Origin of the sequence: Agrobacterium tumefaciens, from assembly GCF_009649785.1 — a bacterium.
GTDB lineage: Bacteria > Pseudomonadota > Alphaproteobacteria > Rhizobiales > Rhizobiaceae > Agrobacterium > Agrobacterium tumefaciens.
This window is the reverse complement of the sequence record NZ_WJOK01000012.1, coordinates 33,833-56,184: the sequence shown is the minus strand read 5'-3', so window position 1 is coordinate 56,184 and position 22,352 is coordinate 33,833. Positions and strand designations below refer to the sequence as shown.

24 protein-coding genes are annotated in these 22,352 nt (G+C 60.8%); 7 read left to right on the top strand and 17 right to left on the bottom strand.

Going from position 1 to position 22,352, the window contains the following annotated elements:
* From GH784_RS14450 to GH784_RS14410, 9 genes are all read right to left on the bottom strand, one after another.
* Positions 1–570, bottom strand: a complete 570-nt coding sequence (locus GH784_RS14450; protein WP_065704931.1) for a head-tail connector protein — start codon at positions 568–570, stop codon at positions 1–3.
* Positions 571–682: 112 nt separating this feature from the next.
* Positions 683–1,951 carry a phage major capsid protein gene (locus tag GH784_RS14445; protein WP_111829002.1) on the bottom strand — a complete coding sequence of 423 codons (1,269 nt, stop codon included), beginning with the start codon at positions 1,949–1,951 and terminating at the stop codon, positions 683–685.
* Between the two features lie 37 nt (positions 1,952–1,988).
* Positions 1,989–2,579, bottom strand: coding sequence for an HK97 family phage prohead protease (locus GH784_RS14440; protein WP_065661221.1), 591 nt, complete (start codon positions 2,577–2,579; stop codon positions 1,989–1,991).
* 40 nt (positions 2,580–2,619) lie between these two features.
* The gene (locus GH784_RS14435) at positions 2,620–2,940 is read right to left on the bottom strand and encodes a DUF6107 family protein (protein ID WP_003512100.1); all 321 of its coding nucleotides are present in this window, start codon (positions 2,938–2,940) and stop codon (positions 2,620–2,622) included.
* Positions 2,941–3,127: 187 nt separating this feature from the next.
* Entirely contained in the window at positions 3,128–4,294 is a 1,167-nt protein-coding gene (locus GH784_RS14430) for a phage portal protein (RefSeq protein WP_065704936.1), read from the bottom strand.
* Positions 4,295–4,480: 186 nt separating this feature from the next.
* Entirely contained in the window at positions 4,481–4,804 is a 324-nt protein-coding gene (locus tag GH784_RS14425; protein ID WP_003512096.1) for a Dabb family protein, read from the bottom strand.
* A 43-nt stretch (positions 4,805–4,847) separates the two neighbouring features.
* On the bottom strand, positions 4,848–5,486 hold the full coding sequence (locus tag GH784_RS14420) for a lysozyme family protein (RefSeq protein WP_065705008.1): 639 nt from the start codon (positions 5,484–5,486) through the stop codon (positions 4,848–4,850).
* A 450-nt stretch (positions 5,487–5,936) separates the two neighbouring features.
* Complete coding sequence (locus GH784_RS14415; protein WP_065704938.1) at positions 5,937–7,196, bottom strand: DNA-packaging protein; 1,260 nt, start codon at positions 7,194–7,196, stop codon at positions 5,937–5,939.
* On the bottom strand, positions 7,193–7,720 hold the full coding sequence (locus GH784_RS14410; RefSeq protein WP_013635731.1) for a hypothetical protein: 528 nt from the start codon (positions 7,718–7,720) through the stop codon (positions 7,193–7,195). The genes GH784_RS14415 and GH784_RS14410 overlap by 4 nt, the downstream gene beginning before the upstream one ends.
* A 252-nt stretch (positions 7,721–7,972) precedes the next feature.
* On the opposite strand from GH784_RS14410, the gene GH784_RS14405 reads away from it, so the two are divergent.
* Complete coding sequence (locus tag GH784_RS14405) at positions 7,973–9,613, top strand: alpha/beta hydrolase (RefSeq protein ID WP_065704941.1); 1,641 nt, start codon at positions 7,973–7,975, stop codon at positions 9,611–9,613.
* A 26-nt stretch (positions 9,614–9,639) separates the two neighbouring features.
* Here GH784_RS14405 and GH784_RS14400 read toward each other — a convergent pair whose 3' ends face one another.
* Positions 9,640–10,479, bottom strand: a complete 840-nt coding sequence (locus GH784_RS14400) for an SDR family oxidoreductase (protein WP_065704943.1) — start codon at positions 10,477–10,479, stop codon at positions 9,640–9,642.
* 143 nt (positions 10,480–10,622) lie between these two features.
* Here GH784_RS14400 and GH784_RS14395 point away from each other — a divergent pair, with 143 nt between their 5' ends.
* Entirely contained in the window at positions 10,623–10,994 is a 372-nt protein-coding gene (locus tag GH784_RS14395) for a winged helix-turn-helix transcriptional regulator (protein ID WP_065704945.1), read from the top strand.
* A gap of 103 nt (positions 10,995–11,097) precedes the next feature.
* Here GH784_RS14395 and GH784_RS14390 read toward each other — a convergent pair whose 3' ends face one another.
* Positions 11,098–11,529, bottom strand: a complete 432-nt coding sequence (locus GH784_RS14390; RefSeq protein WP_065704947.1) for an Lrp/AsnC family transcriptional regulator — start codon at positions 11,527–11,529, stop codon at positions 11,098–11,100.
* Positions 11,530–11,676: 147 nt separating this feature from the next.
* Here GH784_RS14390 and GH784_RS14385 point away from each other — a divergent pair, with 147 nt between their 5' ends.
* Complete coding sequence (locus tag GH784_RS14385) at positions 11,677–12,777, top strand: saccharopine dehydrogenase family protein (RefSeq protein ID WP_003512083.1); 1,101 nt, start codon at positions 11,677–11,679, stop codon at positions 12,775–12,777.
* A gap of 137 nt (positions 12,778–12,914) precedes the next feature.
* On the opposite strand, the gene GH784_RS14380 is transcribed toward GH784_RS14385, so the two are convergent.
* Positions 12,915–14,375: a protein adenylyltransferase SelO gene (locus GH784_RS14380; protein WP_065705010.1), complete on the bottom strand. Its 1,461-nt coding sequence runs from the start codon at positions 14,373–14,375 to the stop codon at positions 12,915–12,917.
* A 177-nt stretch (positions 14,376–14,552) separates the two neighbouring features.
* Here GH784_RS14380 and GH784_RS14375 point away from each other — a divergent pair, with 177 nt between their 5' ends.
* The 3 genes from GH784_RS14375 (at position 14,553) to GH784_RS14365 (ending at position 17,636) form a co-directional block, all read left to right on the top strand.
* Complete coding sequence (locus tag GH784_RS14375; RefSeq protein WP_244517176.1) at positions 14,553–15,623, top strand: sensor histidine kinase; 1,071 nt, start codon at positions 14,553–14,555, stop codon at positions 15,621–15,623.
* A 63-nt stretch (positions 15,624–15,686) separates the two neighbouring features.
* Complete coding sequence (locus GH784_RS14370) at positions 15,687–17,405, top strand: glycoside hydrolase family 32 protein (RefSeq protein ID WP_065704951.1); 1,719 nt, start codon at positions 15,687–15,689, stop codon at positions 17,403–17,405.
* A gap of 57 nt (positions 17,406–17,462) precedes the next feature.
* A complete protein-coding gene (locus GH784_RS14365; RefSeq protein WP_003512077.1) occupies positions 17,463–17,636 on the top strand; it encodes a hypothetical protein in 174 nt (57 codons plus the stop codon).
* A gap of 22 nt (positions 17,637–17,658) precedes the next feature.
* Here the strand turns inward: GH784_RS14365 and GH784_RS14360 are convergent, their stop codons facing one another.
* Positions 17,659–19,047, bottom strand: coding sequence for an MFS transporter (locus tag GH784_RS14360; protein WP_019564092.1), 1,389 nt, complete (start codon positions 19,045–19,047; stop codon positions 17,659–17,661).
* Positions 19,048–19,222: 175 nt separating this feature from the next.
* Here GH784_RS14360 and GH784_RS14355 point away from each other — a divergent pair, with 175 nt between their 5' ends.
* On the top strand, positions 19,223–19,471 hold the full coding sequence (locus tag GH784_RS14355; RefSeq protein ID WP_003512073.1) for a hypothetical protein: 249 nt from the start codon (positions 19,223–19,225) through the stop codon (positions 19,469–19,471).
* 28 nt (positions 19,472–19,499) lie between these two features.
* Here GH784_RS14355 and cueR read toward each other — a convergent pair whose 3' ends face one another.
* The 4 genes from cueR to GH784_RS14335 form a co-directional block, all read right to left on the bottom strand.
* Complete coding sequence (cueR, locus tag GH784_RS14350; protein WP_003512071.1) at positions 19,500–19,925, bottom strand: Cu(I)-responsive transcriptional regulator; 426 nt, start codon at positions 19,923–19,925, stop codon at positions 19,500–19,502.
* Positions 19,926–20,064: 139 nt separating this feature from the next.
* Positions 20,065–20,673, bottom strand: a complete 609-nt coding sequence (locus GH784_RS14345) for a class I SAM-dependent DNA methyltransferase (protein ID WP_065704952.1) — start codon at positions 20,671–20,673, stop codon at positions 20,065–20,067.
* Between the two features lie 34 nt (positions 20,674–20,707).
* Positions 20,708–21,529 carry a class D beta-lactamase gene (gene blaOXA / locus GH784_RS14340; RefSeq protein ID WP_003512067.1) on the bottom strand — a complete coding sequence of 274 codons (822 nt, stop codon included), beginning with the start codon at positions 21,527–21,529 and terminating at the stop codon, positions 20,708–20,710.
* Positions 21,530–21,679: 150 nt separating this feature from the next.
* The gene (locus tag GH784_RS14335; protein WP_019564095.1) at positions 21,680–22,159 is read right to left on the bottom strand and encodes a YcgN family cysteine cluster protein; all 480 of its coding nucleotides are present in this window, start codon (positions 22,157–22,159) and stop codon (positions 21,680–21,682) included.
* Between the last annotated feature and the right edge of the window lie 193 nt (positions 22,160–22,352).

Sequence of the window (22,352 nt, the reverse complement as noted above, 5' to 3'; positions counted from 1 at the left end):
TCAGAGCCCCACACGGCAGAACGGCGACACCAGCCGCTCGTAACTGGCCGGAACCGCTGCGGGTTGATTCTCCGGAGCAACGGCACCGCGGAAGGCGAACATCTGGGCCACATGCATCAGCATGGCGCGTTTCAGCGTATCGGGCACATCGGTTCCCGCCTCACCGTAACCGGCAATGAAGTCGATCTCGATGCCGTTCATCACCCGTCCGGGGGCTGGCGGGTCGCGCAGCCACAGCCGCGCCGGGCGCGCCTCGCCGTCAAGCAACCTGTCGGCGGCTGTGATGTCGGCCGCGCGCCCTTGACCGTCAAAAACCAGAATCGTTTCGATGGTTTGCACCGGTCCCTTACCAATCAGAATCATGCCACTCGGCGGCCACCGGTCGAGATAGAGCCGCCAGGTCTGGCGTATCAGGCAAAGTCCTGTCGTACGTTCCAGATGCTCGCGGGCGGTACGGATCAGCGCAGCCAGCAGCGCATCCTCGTCGCCGCCGTCGAGACGCAAATGCGCCTTCACCTCGGCAAGCGTCAGCGGCTCCGCCTGCGGCGGATGAATGAGGGCATAGGTCATGGGGTCTCCGGATATGGGACAGAAAGAATTCCGGCCGAAAGCGTTTGGCGAAAATGTAGCATCCGCACGCCGTCACCCCCGACTTGGTCCGGGGTGACGGGGAAGATTGCGGTCAATTCACCCCGAACTTCACCAGCTTGATCGCCTCGAAGTTCTGCACGCCGCCGCCCACGCGCTTGGTGGTGTAGAACAGCACATAGGGTTTTGCCGAATAGGGATCGCGCAGGATGCGCACGCCGGTGCGGTCCACCACGAGGTAACCGGCGCGGAAATCACCGAAAGCGATGGCGAAGCTGTTTGCCGCGACATTCGGCATGTCTTCGGCCTCCATCACGGGAAAGCCCATCAGCGAGGCGGCCTGCCCGGCGGCAGCGGGCGGATGCCAGAGATAGGCGCCGCTGGTATCCTTGAAGCGGCGCAGCGCGCCTTGCGTCTTGCGGTTCATCACGAAGTTGCCGTTCTGGCGGTGGCCTGCCTTCAGTCCATAGACGGCATCCAGCAGCACATCCATTGGCCCCGCGGAGGCGAAGCCACCCGCAACACCGGTGGCGACATAACCGATATTACCCCAGCTCCAGCTGTCATTTGCGACGGCCGTATAGGAGAGGAAACCCTTCGGTTTGTTGGTACCGTCGCCGGCGATGAACGCCGCTGCCTCCTGTTCTGCAAAGGCAATGTCCACTTCCGAGGCGATCCAGGCCTCGATATCCACGGCCGCATCATCCAGCAACCCCTGGGTTGCGGCAGGCATGGCGTAGAGTTCCATAGTCGGGAAGGAAAGTTCGGAGAGCTTCGGTGTCGTCGTCTCGGGGCGAGCCGCAGTTTCAGAAACCCAGCCGGTGGCAAATCCACCCGGCGAAAACGGCTTCTTCAGCACGGCAGTGGAAACCTGCCGCACGGTCGCAAGCGACCGGATCGGTGAAATCGCCGTCATGCGGCGGCCGATCTCGCCATCCGTTTCGGTGGGCAGCAGATAACCACCATCGGCGCCTGTCGATCCGGCAAAGGCCTTGGCCTCTAGATCGCGCAGCGCGCCCTCCTCACCCCGGCGGATATAGGCCTCGAAGGCGGCCTTGTGCTCATCCGTATCGAGGGAATGCGCCTGCTTGCGGCCGAGCGCCGGGCGCGCTTTCTTAAGCGCCAGATCGTCCATGATCTTGCGGTTGTCATCGAGCGCCTTGTCGATGCGGTCGAGCTTGTCGCGGGTCACGACGTCGGACCCCATCTTGCGTTCGATATCGGAAAGCCGCTGGTCGTTGGTGTCGCGGAAGGTCTCGAAGGCCTCCATGAACTCGTCGAAGGCCGCCGTCATCGTATCGGGCACGGCCTTCACCTGCGGCGCAACCGTCATTGCGGCCGATTTTGTCATCTGGTCTGTCATGTCGCCATCCTTGTTTTCGGAAGTGTTTGGGAGGAAGTCAGCGTTTGAAGGCTGTGTCGAAAAGCGAACGCGCCGCGCGGCGCATGGTGCGCACCAGCTCGGTTTCGCGGTCGCGGAAGAAGCGGGCGTGTTTGACATCCGATACCCGCGCGGACGGCAGCATCGGAAAGGTCACCACAGAGATTTCCCAGAGATCGGCCTCAAGAATGCGCCTGACGCCAGAGCGTGCCGCCTTGCCGGAGCGCCCCTCCTTGCTGGAACGTACCGTGCGAAAACCGATCGAAAGCCCGTCCAGCGCGCCTGTCTTCATCAGCGAATGGACCTCGCGCGAACGGGCGACGCCGGGGGCGAGAACACCTTCCACGTAAAGCCCGCGCTCATCCTCGCGGATGGTGCGCCATGCGCCGATCGGCTCGGCCGGATCGTGCTGGTAGAGCATCCGGATACCGCCCGCACCGCGTTCCTCGATGGAGCGGCGGAAAGCGCCGCGCTCGATCACGTCGCGGCCGAGATCGACCTCGCCGAAGACGCTGGCATAACCGGAAAACGTGCCGTCGCCAGCTATGCCGCGCAGTTCCAGATTGGCGAATTTGCGCGTGGCGGGGCGCGGCCCGCGATAGACGTGCATGGGAAACTCCTACGATGTGAAAAGGGGTGCCGCGTCGAGGCTAAGCGCGCGGACGGGCGTTGTAGCGGTCGGCCACGCGCACCAGCAGGCCAAGCCCCCACCAGGCCACCATGCTGGCAGCGGCGGAGCCCGCCACCATGATTTCCCGGCCGGAAAGCGCGCCGGCAATCTCGAGTTGCTGCACGATCCACAGGCCCACGGGGCCGCCGAAGATCATGCCGCAGGAGACGCCGGTCACGAAACGGCTCGCCGCCTCGCGTTTGCTTTTCGGCAGGAGGTAGACGAGCGACACACCCGCGCCTGCGACGGCACCGGTGATGCGGGCGGCCCAGATGCCGCCTTCATTGGCGAATTCAGACATGGGTAATCATTCCGGTTTAGGATGTGAAAAATCGGACAGACGCAACGCGTCGCCCGCAGGTCGGGTGTGCAGTTTCAAAACGCCATTTCGCGAGTCTTCAGAATCGCTTGAACGGCGAACCTCACAAAACGATTCCGCTGGTTCAGAAATTGGTCGAAGACGCAGCCCGGTGGCTCAAGCACGGTGGCTAATACCCCACCGCCTCCCGCTTTTCCTCGTCGGTCAAAAACGACGCTGCGCCGATCCTTGTCCACAGAGCGTCCCGCTCACCGGCAAGACCGGCGATCCTGTCAAGATCCGGTTCCAGCCGCAGCCCGGAGCCGAAAATCGGCGATAGCCAGCCGCAGAGCCGTGCCGCCGTGCGGTTGACGAGCGGCAGCACGGTGAGACGATAGAAAGCGCGGTTTGCCTCCTGGTAATTGGCATAGGTATTGTCGCCGGGAATGCCGATCAGCATTGGCGGTACGCCGAGTGCAAGCGCGATGTCGCGTGCCGCACCGTTGCGCGCCTCCAGAAAATCCATATCGCGCGGCGAAAGCCCCATGGCCTTCCAGTCGAGACCGCCTTCCAGAAGAAGCGGCCTGCCTGCATTCATCGCGCCCTGATAACCTTCCTCCAGCTCGCGCTTCAGCCGCTCATATTGCTCGGTGGAGAGATTGCCACCCTCTTTCGGCTGATAGACCAGTGCACCGGAAGGGCGAGCGGAATTGTCGAGCAGACGTTTGTTCCACTGGCTTGCGGCATTGTGGAGATCGAGAGCCGCGCCCGCCGAAGCAAGGGGAGCGAACCCGGCCCGATCGTCCAGCGGATGAAAAAGCTTCAGGTGCAGCAGCCCCAGCCCGTCTCGTTCAGCAGCAATGCGCCTGATGGCGCGGCCCTCGGCACGATAATCGTAACCCACGGGCCAGCCATCCTCGCCTTCGATGATGCTCACCCGGTCCGGCCGTAGAAGATGCAGCTCGCGCAGTCGTTCGCCGACCACTAGCGGCTCGATATAGGCGTTGCCAGCCAACATCAGATGGCCATACAGCGTCTCGAAAAAGTCCGGCCCACCCATATGAGCGCTGGGCTTGCCTAGAAGTGCGAGCAGCGGATGATCGCCGATCTCCTCATCGCCATCGTAAAGCAGCCAGCTCACCGATGCGGAGGCTTCTGCCACCATGCGGGCGGCGCGGTGCGCTACCGGGTTTTTCATGAAGCCCTCGCGGGCGAGTGCGGCATAGGAGCGGCCGGTCCAGAATGCCTGCCCACCCTGCGCCGCAACCGCCATGAAGCCGCCCGCCGCTGTCTTGCGTTCAGGCACGGCTCTGCCATCCGCCGGGCGCCGCCACGGCAGGGAAAACGGAAATCGCATGGAATTATCCTTGTTTTAATGCGGGCTCAGTTTCCCGCCAGGCCCTCATCCCTGTGCTCGTCACAGGGATTCAGCCAGCCCAAGTTTTTGGACTGAAAGCACTCGTTTCGCCGTGCAGACGCGCGTCGACTGGATTCCTGTGACAAGCACAGGAATGAGGATCGAGAGCCCGAGTCTTGACGAAACTTACCGGATTGGCGCTTTCACTGCCGTATCGCTGTTGAAATCAGCGGCAACCCGCGTCTCGCGCAGCGGCTTCACCGTACGCGTCGAAAGATCATAAGCGGGGTCGGCTTTGTAGGCCGCGAGCGCCGCCTCGTTTTCGAACTCGCCATAGACGATGAAATCGACCGAATTGCCCCATTGGTCCTTCTTCACATTCTCGCCGATTTCGAGCTTCAGCGAATGCGGTATGGCGGTGAGGCCGGAGAGCCCCTTGCGCACGGCGTCGCGGTTTTCCTCGGGAACGGTGAAAAAAACGATATGGCGGATCACGGTGTCACCTGTCATGCAAAATTCGAAATTGGCCCTTGCGGCGCATGCTAACGGGTTATCATCTGGCCCGCGCCGGTTCAATCCGCGCCGCCAAAAGGGCGCGATGAAATGCCCGGCCGTAGTCCCCGACAAGCCGCGCCCGGTCGCGGCCATTGATGATGGCGCGCGCGCCCTCCCAATCCTCACGCTTGCCCTCGAACACATCGGCAAGTTTCCGGCCGGTAAAGCTGCCGGCTATCATGCCGTGGATCAGGATCGCGGTTGCCACATCCGGTTCCATGGCGCGCTCGGGACGCTCCAGAAGGTCCACACCGGTCAGCTGCGACATGGCCTCGTAATTGCGGCGATGCGTCAGTTGCACGAAACCGCGCCCGAGCCAGCTTTTGCCGTCGGCGTCTGGCCGCCAATAGGGTTTGCGCACCATGGGCAGCCTGCCTGCTGCAAAGGCCCGGTCCAGCCTTGCGATAGCCTCGGCATCGTTTGCCGCCAATGTCTCGCGCACCGGCTGCATGGTCGCAGCCGTCTCGTGAAAAGTGGTGGCCAGCATGTAGGCGAGCCAGCGGGGATCACCGCCCGGCAGGGCCTTGCCGAAGCCGGCCAGGATCGTCTTCGTCCCGTCAAGCTGTGCAGCTCGCAGGCGACCACCGTAGATGGAAATTCGCACCGACGCGAAGAATCGCGCCTCGTCATAGGCCACAGCCGGCTCCTGAAAATCGGGGGCGATATCACCCTTTGTTTTTTCCACATGACGGCCGTCAGAACTAAATCGATTTGAAAAAATCCTAATCGATTTTAATCCGCTGACCGGGGTTTTGAGGTAAAAAATTCCTTGAGTTGCGGAACCTTAGCGCGCTAACTCCATTCACCGCGCACTTCCGCAGCGTTGACCATTCAAGGAGGAATGCCACCATGACAGCGACAATCCCCCAGACCGTTTATGACCGGCTCGAAAACGAGTGGCGCCAGATGCGCGAAACCGGTTCTCAGCCGAAACCCGCGCAGTCTCCGAAGAAGTAGGATCTGCCAGACGTCCGATTTTGGGCGTTAACGGCGACCCGGATTTCTTCTCCCCGCCGGGGAGAAGAACCAATATGCATCGGCTAGATGGGCAATTGGCTCTCATTCATGGGGCCAATAATCGCCGATATCACATTCCGCGCACCCTCGGCTCACTCGCCACAGTCGTCGTCAACGCCGTTATTGCCCAAACCAGCGCATCCAGCCGGTCGGGCGAGCGTCCGGATGAAAGACCGTCGGGTCCGAAATCCGCCATCTGGTCGGTTAGTTTTTCAAACCGTGCGGCGTGGTGCACCCTGCCCTGTTCGTAGAGTGCCGCCACCGGCTCGGCGCGGGTGAACTTTCCCCGGCTTGCCCGCACCAGGGTCAGCGGCAGATTGGCGTCTATGCTCTGCAACATTGCCCGCACCATCTCGCCGCCCTGATTGACTTCCGCCACCACCCGGTCGGCCTCATGACGGCGAACGGCAGCGACAACGGCCCGCGCCCAGCCGGCCGGTGTTTCACCTTCCACCGAACAATCCGCAAGCACGACCAACTTGCCTGATATGCCAAGCCCGGCCGCCACGATACCGCAGCAGGAATTTTCACCGATACCGGCGGGCGGGTCTACCGCGACCACGATCCGCGCCAGCGGCTCATGGTCAGTTTCCACAATCGCTTCCAGATCGGCACGTTTCCACAGCGCGCCTTCGCGCTCATCAATCAGTTCGCCGCCGATTTCCTGACGCCCCAGCCGCGTGCCGCCGTAACGGTCGTGCATGGCTTTCAGGAAACCGGGTGAGAGATTTTGCGCATTCATCGCCGTCGGCATTTTGGCCACCCGGCTCGAAGGGTCGGCGAGAAGCGCCTTCAGGAGCGGAATGGGCCGTGGCGTCGTCGTCACCAATTGCCGTGGGGCCTCACCCAGACGCAGACCAAATTGCAGCATGTCCCATGTTTCCTGCGGATATTTCCATTTTCCAAGTTCATCGGCCCAAGCCATGTAAAATTGCGGGCCGCGCAGGCTTTCTGGGTCTTCAGAGGAAAACACCTGCGCCATGGCCCCGTTTGGCCAGATGAGCCGGCGGCGCGATACCTCGAAGGCGGGGCGGCAACGGCGGGCGATACGGCAGATACCGGAAATGCCGTCGATCATCACCTCACGGGCATCCCCCAGGGTTTCCGCAACAAGCGCGATGCGCAAATCAGATTGCTTGCCGGCGGACGCAATCCTGTGCACCCATTCGGCCCCGGCGCGGGTCTTGCCGGATCCGCGCCCGCCGATCAGAAGCCACGTCCGCCAGTCACCCTCAGGCGGCTGTTGCGGCAGGTTGCCGATGAAACGCCAGTCGCGCAGAAGGGTGAAGACCTGCTTTTGCAGTTGGGGTTCGCTCGAAACATCCGTCATGTGTCAGCTTCTGTAGATGCACTACGAGCCAGATCTGCCTCCAGCCTCGCGCGGCATTTCTGTTCTGCCAGTTCGTCGATGCGTTTGAGGAAATGCGCCACCGCCATTTCGTAATCTTCGGTATCGGCTTCGTCCTCGCCGGCAAGAGCCTGCCTCTCTTCTGCCAGCACCCGTTGCAGGGCATCGATCCGTTCCAGTGTGCGCACAATCAGCGAAAGCTGATCCGTTGCGGCCTTCACGTCGGCGCGCGCCTGTTTGCCCGAGGCATCCTCCACCGTTGATAAAAATGCCGCTTCGCTTGTCTGCCGCAGGTTGCGGTACATGCAGAACTGTTCGCGCATCTCCACCGTCAGCTCGTTCAGCAATTGCCGCAGATTGCCATTGCGCGCCGCATCTTCGGCAGCCAGCTTGTCGGCCCGCGATTTTATCTCGGGTGCGGCCTCCAGCCTGCCCTCGCCGCCATAGGCGCAGCTTTCCTGCCAGACGCCGTGGAGCGCCAGATCGCAATTGCGGATATTTGCCATGAGGTGGACCTGCGAGAGAAATGACGTGTCGCGGAAAAGCATCGGCTAAACCGACCTTTGCCGCTCAGCCGCAAATCTCCGACTGTGACCTAAACCTATCAAACCACCGTCACGCTGTAAAGGATTATTTTCCTATAATTGTGATTTTTGTCCTGCGAACAGGGTTTGCACCCTCGCCCGGCGCATACTACACTCGTGCCAGACGGCGGGAAAAAGGGGCAAGTCAAGTTGTTGAAACAATGGGTTGGGCGGTTGTTTGCGGGTCTTTCGGCAACCGGCATCGTCTTTGGCACTATTCTGTTCTGCGCTTCGCTCACGCCGTCTCTTCTGCCGCGCACATGGCTGATGCAGGGTGTGCTGTGCGGATTTTCCTTTGCCATCGGTTATCTGATCGGCGTGGCGCTCACCGCCATATGGACCTATCTGGAATTGCCCCACCCCTCGCGCCATAACCGGCGCAGCATCCGCTTTCTCATCGCCCTTGCCAGCGCGATAACGGCGATCGCGTTTCTTTGGCAGGCGAAAGACTGGCAGAATTCCATCCGTATCCTGATGGAGCTCGATCCGTTGCCCAGCGCCCACCCCACCAAGACCGGCGGCGTTTCGGTGCTGGTCTCCGCCCTCCTCATCGGCGCTGGACGGCTTTTCCAGCTCATCCGGCGATTCTTCTCGGTGCGCAGCCGTCACTTCCTGCCGCGCCGGCTCGCCAATGTGCTCGGTATAGCCGCCGCCATCGTGCTGTCATGGATGCTGCTGAACGGTCTGATCTTCGATATCGGCCTGAAGTTTGCCGATTCCTCGCTGAAACAGGTGGATGCGCTGATCGAGCCGGATGTACCGCGCCCTTCCGATGCGCTCAAAACCGGCAGCAGCGCTTCCCTGATGACATGGGAATCGCTTGGCCGCAGAGGCCGCGAATTCGTGGCCGGCGGGCCGGAGGCACAGGAGATTTCCGCCTTCACCCACCGCCCGGCCAGGGAACCGCTCAGGGTCTATGCAGGCCTGAATTCTGCGGCAACGCCCGAGGAAAGGGCAGCACTTGCGCTGGAAGAGCTGAAGCGGGTTGGCGGGTTCGAGCGCAAGGTGTTGCTGGTCGTCATTCCCACCGGCACCGGCTGGATCGATCCGGAAGCGCTTGATACGGTCGAATATCTGCATGACGGCGATATCGCCAGCGTTGCCGTGCAATATTCCTATCTTTCCAGCTGGATCGCGCTTCTGACCGAACCAGATTACGGTGTGGAAACGGCGCGCGCGCTGTTTCAGGCCGTCTACGGTTACTGGACCACCCTGCCGAAGGAGACGCGCCCGAAACTCTATCTGCACGGGCTGAGCCTCGGTTCGCTGAACTCGCAGAAATCATCCGATCTTTACGACGTGCTCTCGGACCCGTTCCAGGGTGCGCTGTGGAGCGGTCCGCCCTTTTCCAGCCCCACATGGCGCATGGCCACCAATGGGCGCGTGGCGGGTACGCCGGAATGGCTGCCGCGTTTCCGCGATTCCTCGGTCATCCGCTTCGCCAACCAATATACCACTGCGCATATGCCTGATGCGAAGTGGGGCCCGATGCGCATCGTCTATCTGCAATATGCCAGCGACCCGATCACCTTCTTCGAGGCCGCATCGCTTTACCGGCGACCGCAATGGATGGTTCATCACGGCCCTGACGTCTCCACATCCTTCCGCTGGTTCCCCGTCGTGACCCTGCTGCAGCTCGGTCTTGATGTTGCCGCCGCCACCACGGCGCCGATCGGTTACGGCCATGTCTACGCGCCGGAGCACTATATCGATGCGTGGATGGAGGTAACCGCACCGCAGGGCTGGAATGCGGATGATATCCAGCGGCTCAAGATGTTGTTCAAGGCCCGCCGCGGCTCCACCGATCCGGCGTGACGCGACGGGTGTGTCGTTTCTGAGCGTCAGTCCTTCAGCGCGGCCACATGGTCGGCCACATAGGTTTCCAGCGAGCGCGGTGCGTGGCCGGTCAAAGTCTCGACATCACCGGTGACCGCCGACGTCAAGCCTTCGCGCACCGGATAGAAGATCGACGCGAGGAAGGTGGCGTAATCCTTCGGAACGCCAGCGCCGGTCAGAATGCCGATGAAAACATCGTCCGAAACCGCGCTATAGCCGACCGGCTTGCCGATGGCCTGCGAGATGATCGCGGCCGCCTCGCCGTAACTCAAAGCCTTCGGCCCGGTCAGGTTGAACGCCTTATTGTCGAAATCCGTCGAGGTCAGCGCTGACGCTGCACTGTCGGCGATATCGCGCACGTCGATGAAGCTCGACTTGCCTTCGCCTGCCGGAACGGCGATCTGGCCGTGTTCGATGCCGGCCTTCCAGTAGGTGTGGAAATTATCGGCAAACCAGTTGGGGCGCAGAATGACGTAAGGCGCGCCGGAAGCGATGATCTTCAGTTCCACCTGGCGATAGGGAATGGAATCGTCGGCATCGACGCCGAAGACGCTGAGGAACACGATCTTCACATTGCGGCGGGCAGCTTCCTCGACAACCGGCGTCAGCGCGTCGATTGCATCCAGACGCCCGCCAGCCAGGATCAGAAACAGACGATCGACGCCATCGAAGGCATCCGTGTAGGTCGAGGCGTCGGTGTAATCGAAGCGCACCCCTTCCGCGCCTTCGGCTGCCTTGCCGGTGCGCGAGGCCGCTTTCACGCTTTCGCCCTTGGCCAGAAGCGCCTTTACCAGCGGCGTGCCGATGGTGCCGGTGGAACCGATTACGAGTATCTTGCCAGTCATCTCAAATCTCCGTAGTATCTAGTAGAAACCATGTTTCGAAAACATACGTACTGCGTATTCGAAATCAGGAAAAGAGAGCACTTTCCGGTTATCTGGTATCCTCAAGGAAACCGACCCGGGCTTTTCAGAGCGGGATGAGACCCATGGAACATGTCTATGACGTTTACGAGGATCGCTGCCCCACACGCATGGTGCTGGACAGGATCGCTGACAAATGGGCGCTGCTGATCCTCGACAAGCTGCGGGTGGACGCGGTGCGCTTCAACCTGCTGCGGCGGGAAATCAAGGGCATTTCGCAGAAGGTTCTGTCTCAGACGCTGAAAAAGCTCGAGCGCGACGGCCTGATTTCGCGGCAGGTCTTTCCGACGGTGCCGGTCACGGTCGAATATTCCCTGACGCCGCTCGGGCGCACGCTGACCGACACGGTTGCGGCACTGGCCCACTGGGCGGAGGGCAATATGGACGCGGTGCTGGCGGCGCAGAAGGCTTATGACGAGAGGGGTGGGTTAGGGTAAGGCAGACCCCCACCTTCCTGATTCCTGTGCTTGTCAAAGGAATGAGGGAGACGAGAGCATTGCGCGCACTCGTCCGCCTTTCGCCTGCCAAATCCTCCAACGCCTACCGAGAAATCCGCGTGGAAAGAATGATCGACGATAGCGTGCGTTCCACGCCGTCCAGCGCGCCGATCCTGTCGATCAACCGGTCAAGGTCGAGAATGGAAGGTGCTGCCAGAATGGCGATCAGGTCGAAAGTGCCGCTGACCGAATGCAGCGTTGTCACCTCCTTGATGGCGGTGAGCGCCGCCGTCACGCCGGGCAGCGCCTTTGGCCCGATGGTGATCAGCACATGGGCGCGCACCAGCCCGGAAAGATAGCTTTCCGAAAGTCTCAGGCCATAACCGGTGATCACCCCTTCGGCCTCGAGCCGCTCGATGCGAGCCTGCACGGTGGTGCGCGAAAGGCCGAGTTTGCGGGCCAGTTCCGCCACCGGCATGCGGGCGTTTTCGGAAAGCAGGGCCAGCAGCGCCCGGTCCTTGTCGGCAATCGTCATAATGACCAATCCTGTCGTCTAATTGTCCAATATTAACCCGCTATCCGCACATAGTGAAGCTGCGAATCGTCCAAAAAAGCTGACATTCTGTCTATGAAGCGCATCTGGTGCGCAGAGGCATATGAATTTACTGCGGGGAACAAAAACATGAAAAACATCGTCGTCATCGGCGCGGGCAATATCGGTTCAGCCATCGCCTGGATGCTGGCTGTCACGGGCGATTATCGCATCACGGTTGCCGATCGCTCGGCAGACCAGCTGACAAATGTGCCGGCGCATGAGCGTGTCGATACTGAAATCGTCGACATTGGCGACCGTCCGGCGCTGGAAGCGCTGTTGAAAGGCAAGTTCGCCGTGCTTTCCGCTGCCCCCTTCCACCTGACGGCGGGCATTGCGGAAGCTGCGGTTACAGTCGGCACGCATTATCTCGATCTGACTGAAGACGTCGAATCCACCCGCAAGGTCAAGGCACTGGCGGAAACGGCTGAGACAGCGCTCATTCCCCAATGCGGTCTTGCCCCCGGGTTCATTTCCATCGTCGCCGCAGATCTTGCCGCCCGGTTCGACAAGCTGGACAGCGTGCGCATGCGTGTCGGCGCGCTGCCGCAATATCCGTCCAATGCGCTCAACTACAACCTTACCTGGAGCACGGACGGGCTGATCAACGAGTATATCGAGCCCTGCGAAGCCATCGTCGAAGGCCGCCTCACCGCCGTTCCGGCGCTGGAAGAGCGCGAAGAGTTCTCGCTCGACGGCGTGACATATGAGGCCTTCAACACCTCGGGCGGCCTCGGCACGCTATGTGCGACGCTGGAAGGCAAGGTGCGGACGATGAATTACCGCACCATCCGTTATCCAGGCCATGTCGCGATCATGAAGGCGCTTTTGAACGACCTCAACCTGCGCAACCGCCGCGATGTGCTGAAGGACCTTTTCGAAAACGCCCTGCCCGGCACCATGCAGGACGTGGTCATTGTCTTCGTTACCGTCTGCGGCACCCGCAACGGCCGTTTCCTGCAGGAAACCTATGCCAACAAGGTCTATGCCGGCCCCGTTTCCGGCCGGATGATGAGCGCAATCCAGATCACCACCGCAGCCGGTATCTGCACGGTTCTCGATCTGCTTGCGGAAGGCGCCCTGCCGCAGAAGGGGTTTGTCCGGCAGGAAGAAGTGGCCCTGCCGAAATTCCTGGAAAACCGGTTTGGAAGATATTACGGCGCGCATGAGCCGCTGGCCCGGGTTGGGTGAGTTAAGGGGAGCAATCGGCCCCGACACTGTCATCCTCGGGCTTGTCCCGAGGATCTAACGTCTCACGAAATCGATAGGTCGCAGATGCTCGGGACAGGCCCGAGCATGACGACGAGCGGCGGAATGCCTCTCCCAAATCACGTCCCGCAAAAGGTCCGAAACACCTTTTCATCGCTCATCGGCGGCTGCATGTAGACGAAATTGTCCGGCCGTTCCTCAAATGGCGCGGCAATCGCCGCCAGCATGGCGTGGAACGGTTCGAAATCGCCGTCTTCCACCGCCGCCTCGATCAGTTCCTCGATGCGGTGGTTGCGGGGAATGATGGCCGGGTTGACGGCGAGCATCGCCCGCGACCTCTCGGAGGCAGAGACTTCTTCCCGCCCGGCCCGCTCCTGCCAGCGCGCCAGCCATGCATCCGCCGCCGCGATATCGATGAACATGCCGCGAAACGGCTCGGCATCGCCCTCTACCGCGTGAGAGAGACGCCGGAAGGTCAGCGTATAATCGGCTTCCGATGCCTGCATCAGCGAAAGAAGCGCCTGCACCAGCTCGATATCGCCCTCCTCTTCGCCCGTCAGCCCAAGCTTTTCGCGCATGCCGGCAAGCCAGCGCTTGGGAAACGCGGCGGCGAAATCAGCGAGCACGGCGTTTGCGAGTTCGGCTGCTTTCTCCACTTGAGGGTCAAGCAGCGGCAACAGGCATTCCGCCAGCCTTGCAATGTTCCATTGGGCGATGCCCGGCTGATTGTTGAAGGCGTAGCGCCCCTGTGCGTCGATGGAGGAGAACACCTTGTTAGAATTGTATTCGTCAAGGAAGGCGCATGGACCGAAGTCTATCGTCTCGCCGGAGATCGCCATATTGTCGGTATTCATCACGCCGTGGATGAAGCCAACCATCATCCAGCGGGCGATGAGTTCGCACTGCCTCTGAGCGATGCCCTGCAACAGGGCGAGATAGGGATTGTCCGCGTTTTTCACTTCGGGATAGTGGCGGTCAATCACATAATCCGCGAGATTTCTGATCCCCTCATCATCCTCGCGCGCGGCGAAGAACTGGAAGGTGCCGACCCTGATATGGCTTGCCGCAACACGGGTGAAAACCCCGCCCGGCAGACCCACCTCGCGCTGCACCCTGTCACCGGACAGGACGGCGGCGAGCGCCCTTGTCGCGGGAACGCCGAGCGCGAACATTGCCTCGGAGACGATATATTCGCGTAGCACCGGGCCGAGCGCCGCGCGCCCGTCGCCCCTTCGCGAAAACGGCGTCGGGCCGGAGCCCTTCAGCTGGATATCCCGACGTTTGCCGTGTTTGTCGATGACTTCACCGAGAAGAATGGCACGACCATCGCCGAGCTGCGGCACGAAACCGCCGAACTGGTGGCCGGCATAGGCCATCGCCAGCGGCTCGGCCCCTTGCGGTACCACATTGCCGGAAAAGATCGCCGCCAGCCTGTCGTCGTCGAGGCCTGAGACGTCGAGAAGAAGCTCGTCTGCCAGCGCGCGATTGAAGGCGATGAGGCGTGGCGCCTTCACCGGCGTTGGCAAGACGGCGGCGCTGAACCTTTCCGGCAGGCGGGCATAGGAATTGTCGAATGTGATCACGGGTAAACTCCCTGCTTTTACCTGATATGGCCCTTTTTCCGCCCGGTTGCGAGGGGTGAATAGCCACAATTACGGGAAGCCGCAGCGAAGTTTGGAAAAATCAATTTGAACTACAGGTATATTTGAACATACAAACATCCAATGAATGAGCCGCAATGCAAGCAGGATAAATTCGTGCCAGAGTTCCCCTATGACGACAGTGAAATGGGCGAGGCCATCCGCCGCTTCGACTGGGCGTCGACAAGCACGGGGCCGATAGAGACATGGCCGGTATCACTCAAAACCACCGTGCAGATGATCCTCAAGCAAGGCCATGCAATCTGTCTGTTCTGGGGGCCTGACCTCAACATCGTCTACAACGACGCCTACCGCCCGTTTCTTGGGCTGAAGGAAGAGGGTGCGCTCGGCAAGCCGTTTCACATCATCTGGTCCGATGTCTGGAACGATGTGAAACCCTTCGTGGATCAGGCACTCTCCGGCAAGGGCACGTTCGCCGAGGACATGCATCTCGTCATGGACCGCAACGGCTACCCCGAAGACACCTACTGGACCTTTTCCTACAGCCCGCTTTACGACGACCAGGGCAAGATCGCAGGGCTGATAGACATAGCCGTCGACACGACCGGAGCGGTGCAGAGCCGCAGCCGGGAGGATCTTCTGCGGCGCGAACTCGTCCACCGGGTCAAGAATACGATGGCGATCACCACGGCGGTCGTCAGCGCCACTCTGCGCCATTCGCAGACGCTTGAGGATGCGCGCGACACCATCAAAAGACGTATCGCAGCACTCGGCAACGCCCAGAACCTCATTCATGCTTCGGGAAAGGGTGCCAGCATCTCCGCGCTTGTCCGCGAGTCCGTTTATCCGCATCTCGACGACAAGGCGCGCGTAACGATTTCCGGACCGGACATGGAAATCGCGCCGCAACAGGCGCTGGGCCTGTCTCTGGCCATTTATGAACTGGCCACCAACGCGATGAAATATGGCGCACTTTCCAACGAGAGCGGCAAAATCGAAATCTTTTGGACGCTGGACGAGGATGACCGCTTCGAACTGCGCTGGCGCGAGACGGACGGACCTGCGGTCAGGACGCCGACGCGTACGGGTTTCGGCTCGCGGCTGACCAACCAGATCGTTGCGGCTTACTTCTCCGGGGAAGGCCGCACCTTCTATCATCCAGACGGGCTGGTGTTCGAGCTGGATGGCAAATACGAGGCTGGCGACGGCGAAACCTCTGGCGGTTGAACTTTCTTTCGTCCCATTCGTTGCGTTTCCTGAACCAAACTAGCCGCAACGAAAGGAACGGGAATGACCGTCGTTGAAGCCGTAGCCGCCGAGCCGGAAAGCGCAATCCGCATCCTGCACACCGATCTGCCTGTTAACGCCACTTTCCATGTATGGCTGAAGGCGAAAAAACCGGCGGAACCCGGCGCCGTCTCCTTTTCCAATGCGAATGGAAAATTCGCTGAGGTTTCAAGCCTCAACACGGAAGAGTTCGGATTTAGAATCTATCAGGTCTTCGGCGGCGGCCATGTGGAACTAAGCTACGATACTGTCACGACCGCCGTTTCCGTCATCTACTGGTTCACCGCCGCCGACGTGCTGGAAACCGGCATAACCGTCGTCCATACCAAGCCGGACAATGCCGCACCGGAACTGCCTGACAGCTACCACTTCCGCCCGCCCTTCGGCTGGATGAACGATCCGAACGGCTTTGGCCGGTTCGAAGGACGGCCGCATCTGTTCTACCAGCATTATTCACACGGGCTGCGCTGGAACACCATGCATTGGGGCCACGCGGTTTCCTCCGATTACCTGCGCTGGCGGCATCTGCCGATCTTCCTCTTCCCTTCCGAGGACCTGACGACGCGGCCGGACAAGCGCGGCGGCGCTTATTCCGGCTCGACAATTCCTTTGGTCGAAGGTTCGGGCATCCGCGTGTTCTTCACCGAGCAGGTGCAGGATCGCATTCCCGAACAGCAGATCCAGCTCACCGCCACTTCTTCCGATCTCATCATGGCCGGACAGGCCGAAGTCATTCTCGGCCATCGCCCGGACGGACAGGGGCTGACGCCGGATTTCCGCGATCCTTACGTCTTTCGCGGCCCGGATGGACTTTGGAAAATGCTGCTCGGAAGTCAGAGCGACGGTGGCGGCGTCATCCTGCTTTACGAGACGCTGGACCCGACGGCGGCGTCAGGCTGGACCTATGTGGGCAAGCTTTGGGTGGAAACGCGCTACAAGACCACTGCCATTGAATGCCCCTGCCTTCTGCCGCTCGACGGCCCGGCCAATGCCCGATCCACGCGCTGGGTTCTGGTCTATGGGCTGATGCATTCCGAAGACCCTGAAACCGGCCGCAAGAACCTGACCATGGCCGATGTCGGCTGGTTCGACGGCAAGGTCTTCACCAAGGAATTTGGGCAGGAGCTGGATTTCGGCACCGACAATTACGCCTTCCAGGCGTTTCTGGATGGCGACAGCATCATTGGCATCGGCTGGCTCGCCAATTGGGCGGATGCCAATCCGGAGATCGATTTCCCGACATCCATGACGCTGCCGCGCCGGATCCACTATTCGAACGGCGAGCTACTGACCCCGCCCATCGGTGCGGTGGAAAGCCTGCGAAGCCATATTGTCGATCGCACGCGGCTGGCGGCCGGGGAGCGCGTCACTTTCATCAACGGTGCGGTGGAGATGCTGATCGAGCTTGCTTCGCCCGGCACACCGTTCGAGTTGGTGCTCGATCATCCCGTGGTCACACTGGGCCTCATCGCCGATGAAACGGGCCTGTGGATCCGCCATGATGACGGGCGCGATGGCCCCTCGCCGCACTATATCGCCAGAGGAGCAAGGGCCTCGCACATCCGCGTCTTTCTGGACTACGGATCCATCGAAGTGTTCGCCAACCGGGGCCGGTATGTGGGGACAAAACGCATAGAGGGTTTCGAGCCCGTGCGTTCAGCGCTCCTCAAGGCAGCGCCGGGGGCTGTAGTGCACGCCACCAGCTGGGCGCTGCGTCCGTGAGGAACCTTTTGGCGGATCTGCTGTTGATAAGCAGCAACCGCTCAAAGGAGAAACGGCATGACAAAAATCAGCGATTCCCGCGATCCCATCCTGTTTCCGACAGAAGCCAACGAAAACAAGACCGAGAAAAAACGCGCGGGCAAGGGTGTCGTCATCATTATTGGCGCAGTCGCGATCATGGCTTTCGTGGTGTATCTGGCGGCGATCACCATCGCCACCACGCAGTCTTAACCGCACACACGCCGCAGAGGCGTCAGCGCTGTCCGCTTCGCAACCCGCGGGTTGTCAGGATCGCCAGAAGCGAGACGATGACACCCAGCCCATAGAGATAGAGCATCGGCATCGTCACATCCGCACGATCGATCTGCAGAACTAGATCGCTCGCGGCAGCGACGGTGCCGCTTGCACCCGCACCGGCGGCGGCACCCAGCGTCGCGACCGTAGGCAGCAGCGCGCCCGTCATCTTGCGTTCCTCTTCCGGCGCGGCTTCCATGGCTGCCTGGCTGATGCCTGCCCAGGACATGCCGAAAGCTGAACCGATCAATATCTGCCCGATCAGCATTTCCGGCCAGTTCCCCGTCGCCAGCCCAAGCCCGAGCAGCGCACAGCCCGGCACCATCTGGTAGGGTCCGTAATGCAGGCAAAGCTGCCGCAGGCGGCCCGAACGCAGGCTGCCGATAAGCATTGCCACGAAGCTCCAGGCAAGCGGCATCGTCACGACGATAAAACCGGCGAAGGTCGGCTCATGGTGCCAGAGATTGATGGCGACATAAGCGAGATAGACGCTGCCGAGTGCATGGGCATAGGACATCAGGAACAGCACCCAGAAACCGCTGCCAAGTACCGTTTTCAACCGGAAGGAATCCCTGGGGAACAGGCCGGTGGAAGGCCGGATGCCCGCCTTCAGCGACGCCCACAACAGTGCCGCACCAACCAGCAGCGACATGATGCGCAGACCGGCATCCTCAAAGGCGGAGGGTGCGGAGAAAGCCAATGCGCCAACAAGGCAAAGGAGCAGCGGCACCATCGGCTTGCGCGAGGTCGCGACCGACCGTTCCGCCGAGACCGCAATCGCCGTATAGGCCAGCAGCAGCACGATCAGCGGCGCAGACAAGAGGAATGTGGCGCGCCAGGAGATGTGCTCCGTGGCAAAACCGCCGGTGAGCGGCCCGACGAAGGACGCGACCGCCCAGATGGCCGCCTCGATGGCAAAGACCTTCGGCAGTAGAGCCGAGCGAAAGCCGGCAGGTATGAGGCTGTAACACACCGCCACGATCAGGCCATCGGCAAGTCCCTGCAACGCCCGGCCGATGACGACCCATAAAAAGCTGTCGGCGAGTGCCGACATGACGGAGCCGAAGGAAAAGATAAGGCAGCACAGGAATAGAACGCTGCGTGCGCCAAAACGCTCGCGAAACAGAACGGCGGTGACACCGCCTGCCACGGAACCGACGAAATAGAGGCTGTAGGCCCAGCTATAGAAGGCCGCGCCGCCAATCTCGCGCACCGCGACCGGCAGGGCCGTGACTACTGCAAACTGGTTGAAGGCATGCAGGCCGATACCGGAGGAAATGACGGTCAGAAGCGAGAGGTTCGCCCCACCAAGCAATTCCGACCAGCTATTTTTCTCCGTCATTTCCATACTCGTCAAAGCCGTATCCTTTCCATTCTTGCGATACGGCGGGCAAACTAGAACCTCAAGCAAAATTGAGGTCAAGGCGCCTTTTTACCTATTCCGCTCGAGCGAACTTGCAGGCATCAGGAACCCTCTGCCTCCCCGGTCGTTTGCGCAATGACCAGACAGAAAGGATACCACCATGGACCGCAAGAAAATCACACCTCTCAACGAAGACGCCATGGACGAGGAACTGCTCGATCTCGATATCGACGCCCTTCCGGCAAAGGGAGAAATTCCGCAGTCCATCGAACATGAAATCGAGGAAGAAGAGGCCGAGAGCGAAGACGACCCCTATCAGGAAAGCGACGAGGCCCTTCCCGATGACGCGGAAGAGCGCGTGATCGACCGCAATCCCTCGCGCGAAGGCGGTGCGTTCGACGAGGTTTAGGGACTGGCGGCGGGGCGGGATGCGGCCGTCAGTGGGCCTTCGCAGGCTTGTGGGCGGCCTTTTCGACGCCTGCCGCTAGATCATCGAGGATCGGGCAATCCGGCCGGTGGTCGCCGCCGCAGCAATGGGCAAGGTGGGACAGCGTCTTCACCATGCCCTTCATCTCGGCAATCTTCTGTTCGAGATCGGCGATATGGCCGAGCGCAATGTCCTTCACCGCCGAACTCTCGCGGCTCTTGTCCTGCCAGAGTTTCAGGAGCGTTTCCGTCTCCTCCAGCGAGAAGCCAAGCGTGCGCGCCCGCTTGATAAAGCGAAGATTATGCACGTCCTGCTCGCCATAGACCCGGTAGTTGTTGCCGGTGCGGGCGGCGGGGGTGATGAGGCCGATCTGCTCGTAATAACGGATCATCTTGGCGGAAACGCCGGATGCATCCGAAGCCTGTCCGATATTCATAATGCCACTTCCCTCAGGGCGACTTTCGCCCGTTTATGGCTACTATGTAAGGATTCCCATCATGGGAAGGTCAAGGGATAACGACATTTTTTATCGCACACACAATCGTGAGTGCTTGGCAGGGCTCTGAATTCGATGGTTACGCCGCCACACGTCTGGCGAGATAAATCGTCGCCCCACCGCAATCGGGATCGTTGACGATGTGGTCGAGAAGTCGAAACCCGTGCGCGGCAAGCAGGCTTTCATATTCTTCGCGAGCGAGGCTGGCATGGTAAAGCAGCTTTCCCTGAAGGGTCCCCGTCGCTTCCCCGTGTCCCGGCCCGGCCGTGAACATCAGTGCGGCGCCGTCATTGGCGTGCTGCCGGAAAATACCGAACATGCGGCGCTGATCGTCGGCCTTCAGATGGAAAAAACTATGCCAGGCAATCAACCCGTCGAAGCGGCTACTCAACACGAGTTCACGCATATCGGCGACCACCCAGCGCTTTTCCGGAAATCTGGTGCGGCAAATTTCTATCAGGGGATATGACGTATCGATGCCGGTCACGTCATATCCGTTGCCGATGAAGTAGCCGGCGATCGGCTCGCCTGAACCGCAGCCGATATCGAGGATGGATCCGCCCTGCGGCAAAAGCGACGTGAACCGATCCAGCCAGGGTTTTTCGGCGAGTGAACGACCGCGCAGCCTGTCGAAATCGGCCCCATGGTCGGTGTAGAGCTTGATCACATCGTTGGAGGCATCCGCCATGTCCGCTTTTCCTTGGGGCTGGCCAGCCGTATAATCATCTGTGCACTGCCAGCCGGGCAATATCGCGCAGGAAGGCGTCGCGCACTGCGGGGCCGAGCGGTTCACTCGACGGCTTGTCGGCAACGCGAAGCCTTGCGAAGACGATGTGCTGGCCTTCGCGCTCCGCCCAGCCAACGAACCAGCCGAAGGGGCGGCTTCGGTCGGGGTTGCCTTTTTCGTCGCGCATGAAGCCCGTGCCGGTCTTGCCGTGCACGCTCCAGCTCTCCGGCGCATCGAACACCGGCACGATCGCCCGCGTCTTTGCCTGCGCGTCGCGCGAAACCGGCAGATTTCCGGCCAGAAGGCGGCGGATGAAGCCCACCTGCTCGACCGGGGAAACGGTCAGGGAAGCGCCGAGCCAGGAATGGGTGAGACCGTTATTCTTGCCGGGTTCACCGGATACATCGGCATTGCCGTAACCCAGACGTTTGACATAGGCGGCGAATTTTTCCGGGCCGAGACGGCGGGTGAGTTCGCGCGAATACCACAGCACCGAATCCTGCTCCCATATGGTCGGATCAACCGTCTTGCGGTCCTGCGCGCGGGCTTCCGTGCCGGGTTTCCAGTCCCATGCGGGGGTCTTGTCATCCAGCAGGATGCCGGCGTCATAACCGATCAGAGCCAACGGCACCTTGAAGGTGGAGGCCGGCGCCACGCGCTGATCGCAGGCGCCCTGCTGGTTGATGACAGCGCCGGTCTCGATGGAGGTGACCAGCGTGCATTCAAAAGCCTGCGATTGCTGGGCGGAGGCGGAAAGCGGCAGAATACCCTGAAGGGCAATGCACGAAAGAACGATGGCGGGCAGCCGATAGCGCATGCGTTTTGATGTCCCTCGTCCGCATTCTGCGGATCATATGCCGGAATGGATGAACGGCGGCCCTTGTTTCAGGCATGCCGTTCTTCCGAAACATGCCTTAAGAAAACGATGGGGCAGGAATAGGACCAACACGAAAATTGGCGACTTCCGTCAGCTATTCTCTTTTTCGCCCGCCGTCTCACCCACTGTGAGCGGCCAGTCCACCACATAATCCTCGAAATCGTCAACCTCCACGTCCAGCTCGTTGACGGTGCGGCCGCGCGCGGAAATGCCGGCCTGATGCACCGTGTTCACGTCGCCGGAGACGAGATAGTGCCACCAGTACAGATCCTTGCCATCGCGTACCAGCGCGTAGGCGCAGGTGGGCGGCAGCCAGCCGATTTCGTGCACCTTTTTCAAATCAAGCTGGATACAGTCCGGCACGGTGGCGCGGCGGTTCTCATAGTCGGAGCACCGACAGCTTTCACCGTCGAGCAGCTGACAGCGGACCGACGTGAACACCACTTCGCCGGTGTCCCAATCTTCCAGCTTGTTCAGACAGCACAGGCCGCAGCCGTCGCACAGGCTTTCCCATTCCTGGCCACTCATCTCTTCCAGTGATTTGGTTTTCCAGAACGGCGCGTCATTCATCGTTAACATTTCCGTTCCATTTTGATCTCTTGGAGGGCAAGGTTTAACCGATCCCTAATCCTTAATATCGTATCGCCAAGGGCTGGTTTGTACGATATTTTAGCATTTTGGCGAGTGGCAAAGGGTCATTGACCCGCGAGAGGCCGCCGCGTCAAGCAATTCCAGCAGAACCATGTCATGGTTTTGCGTCCGG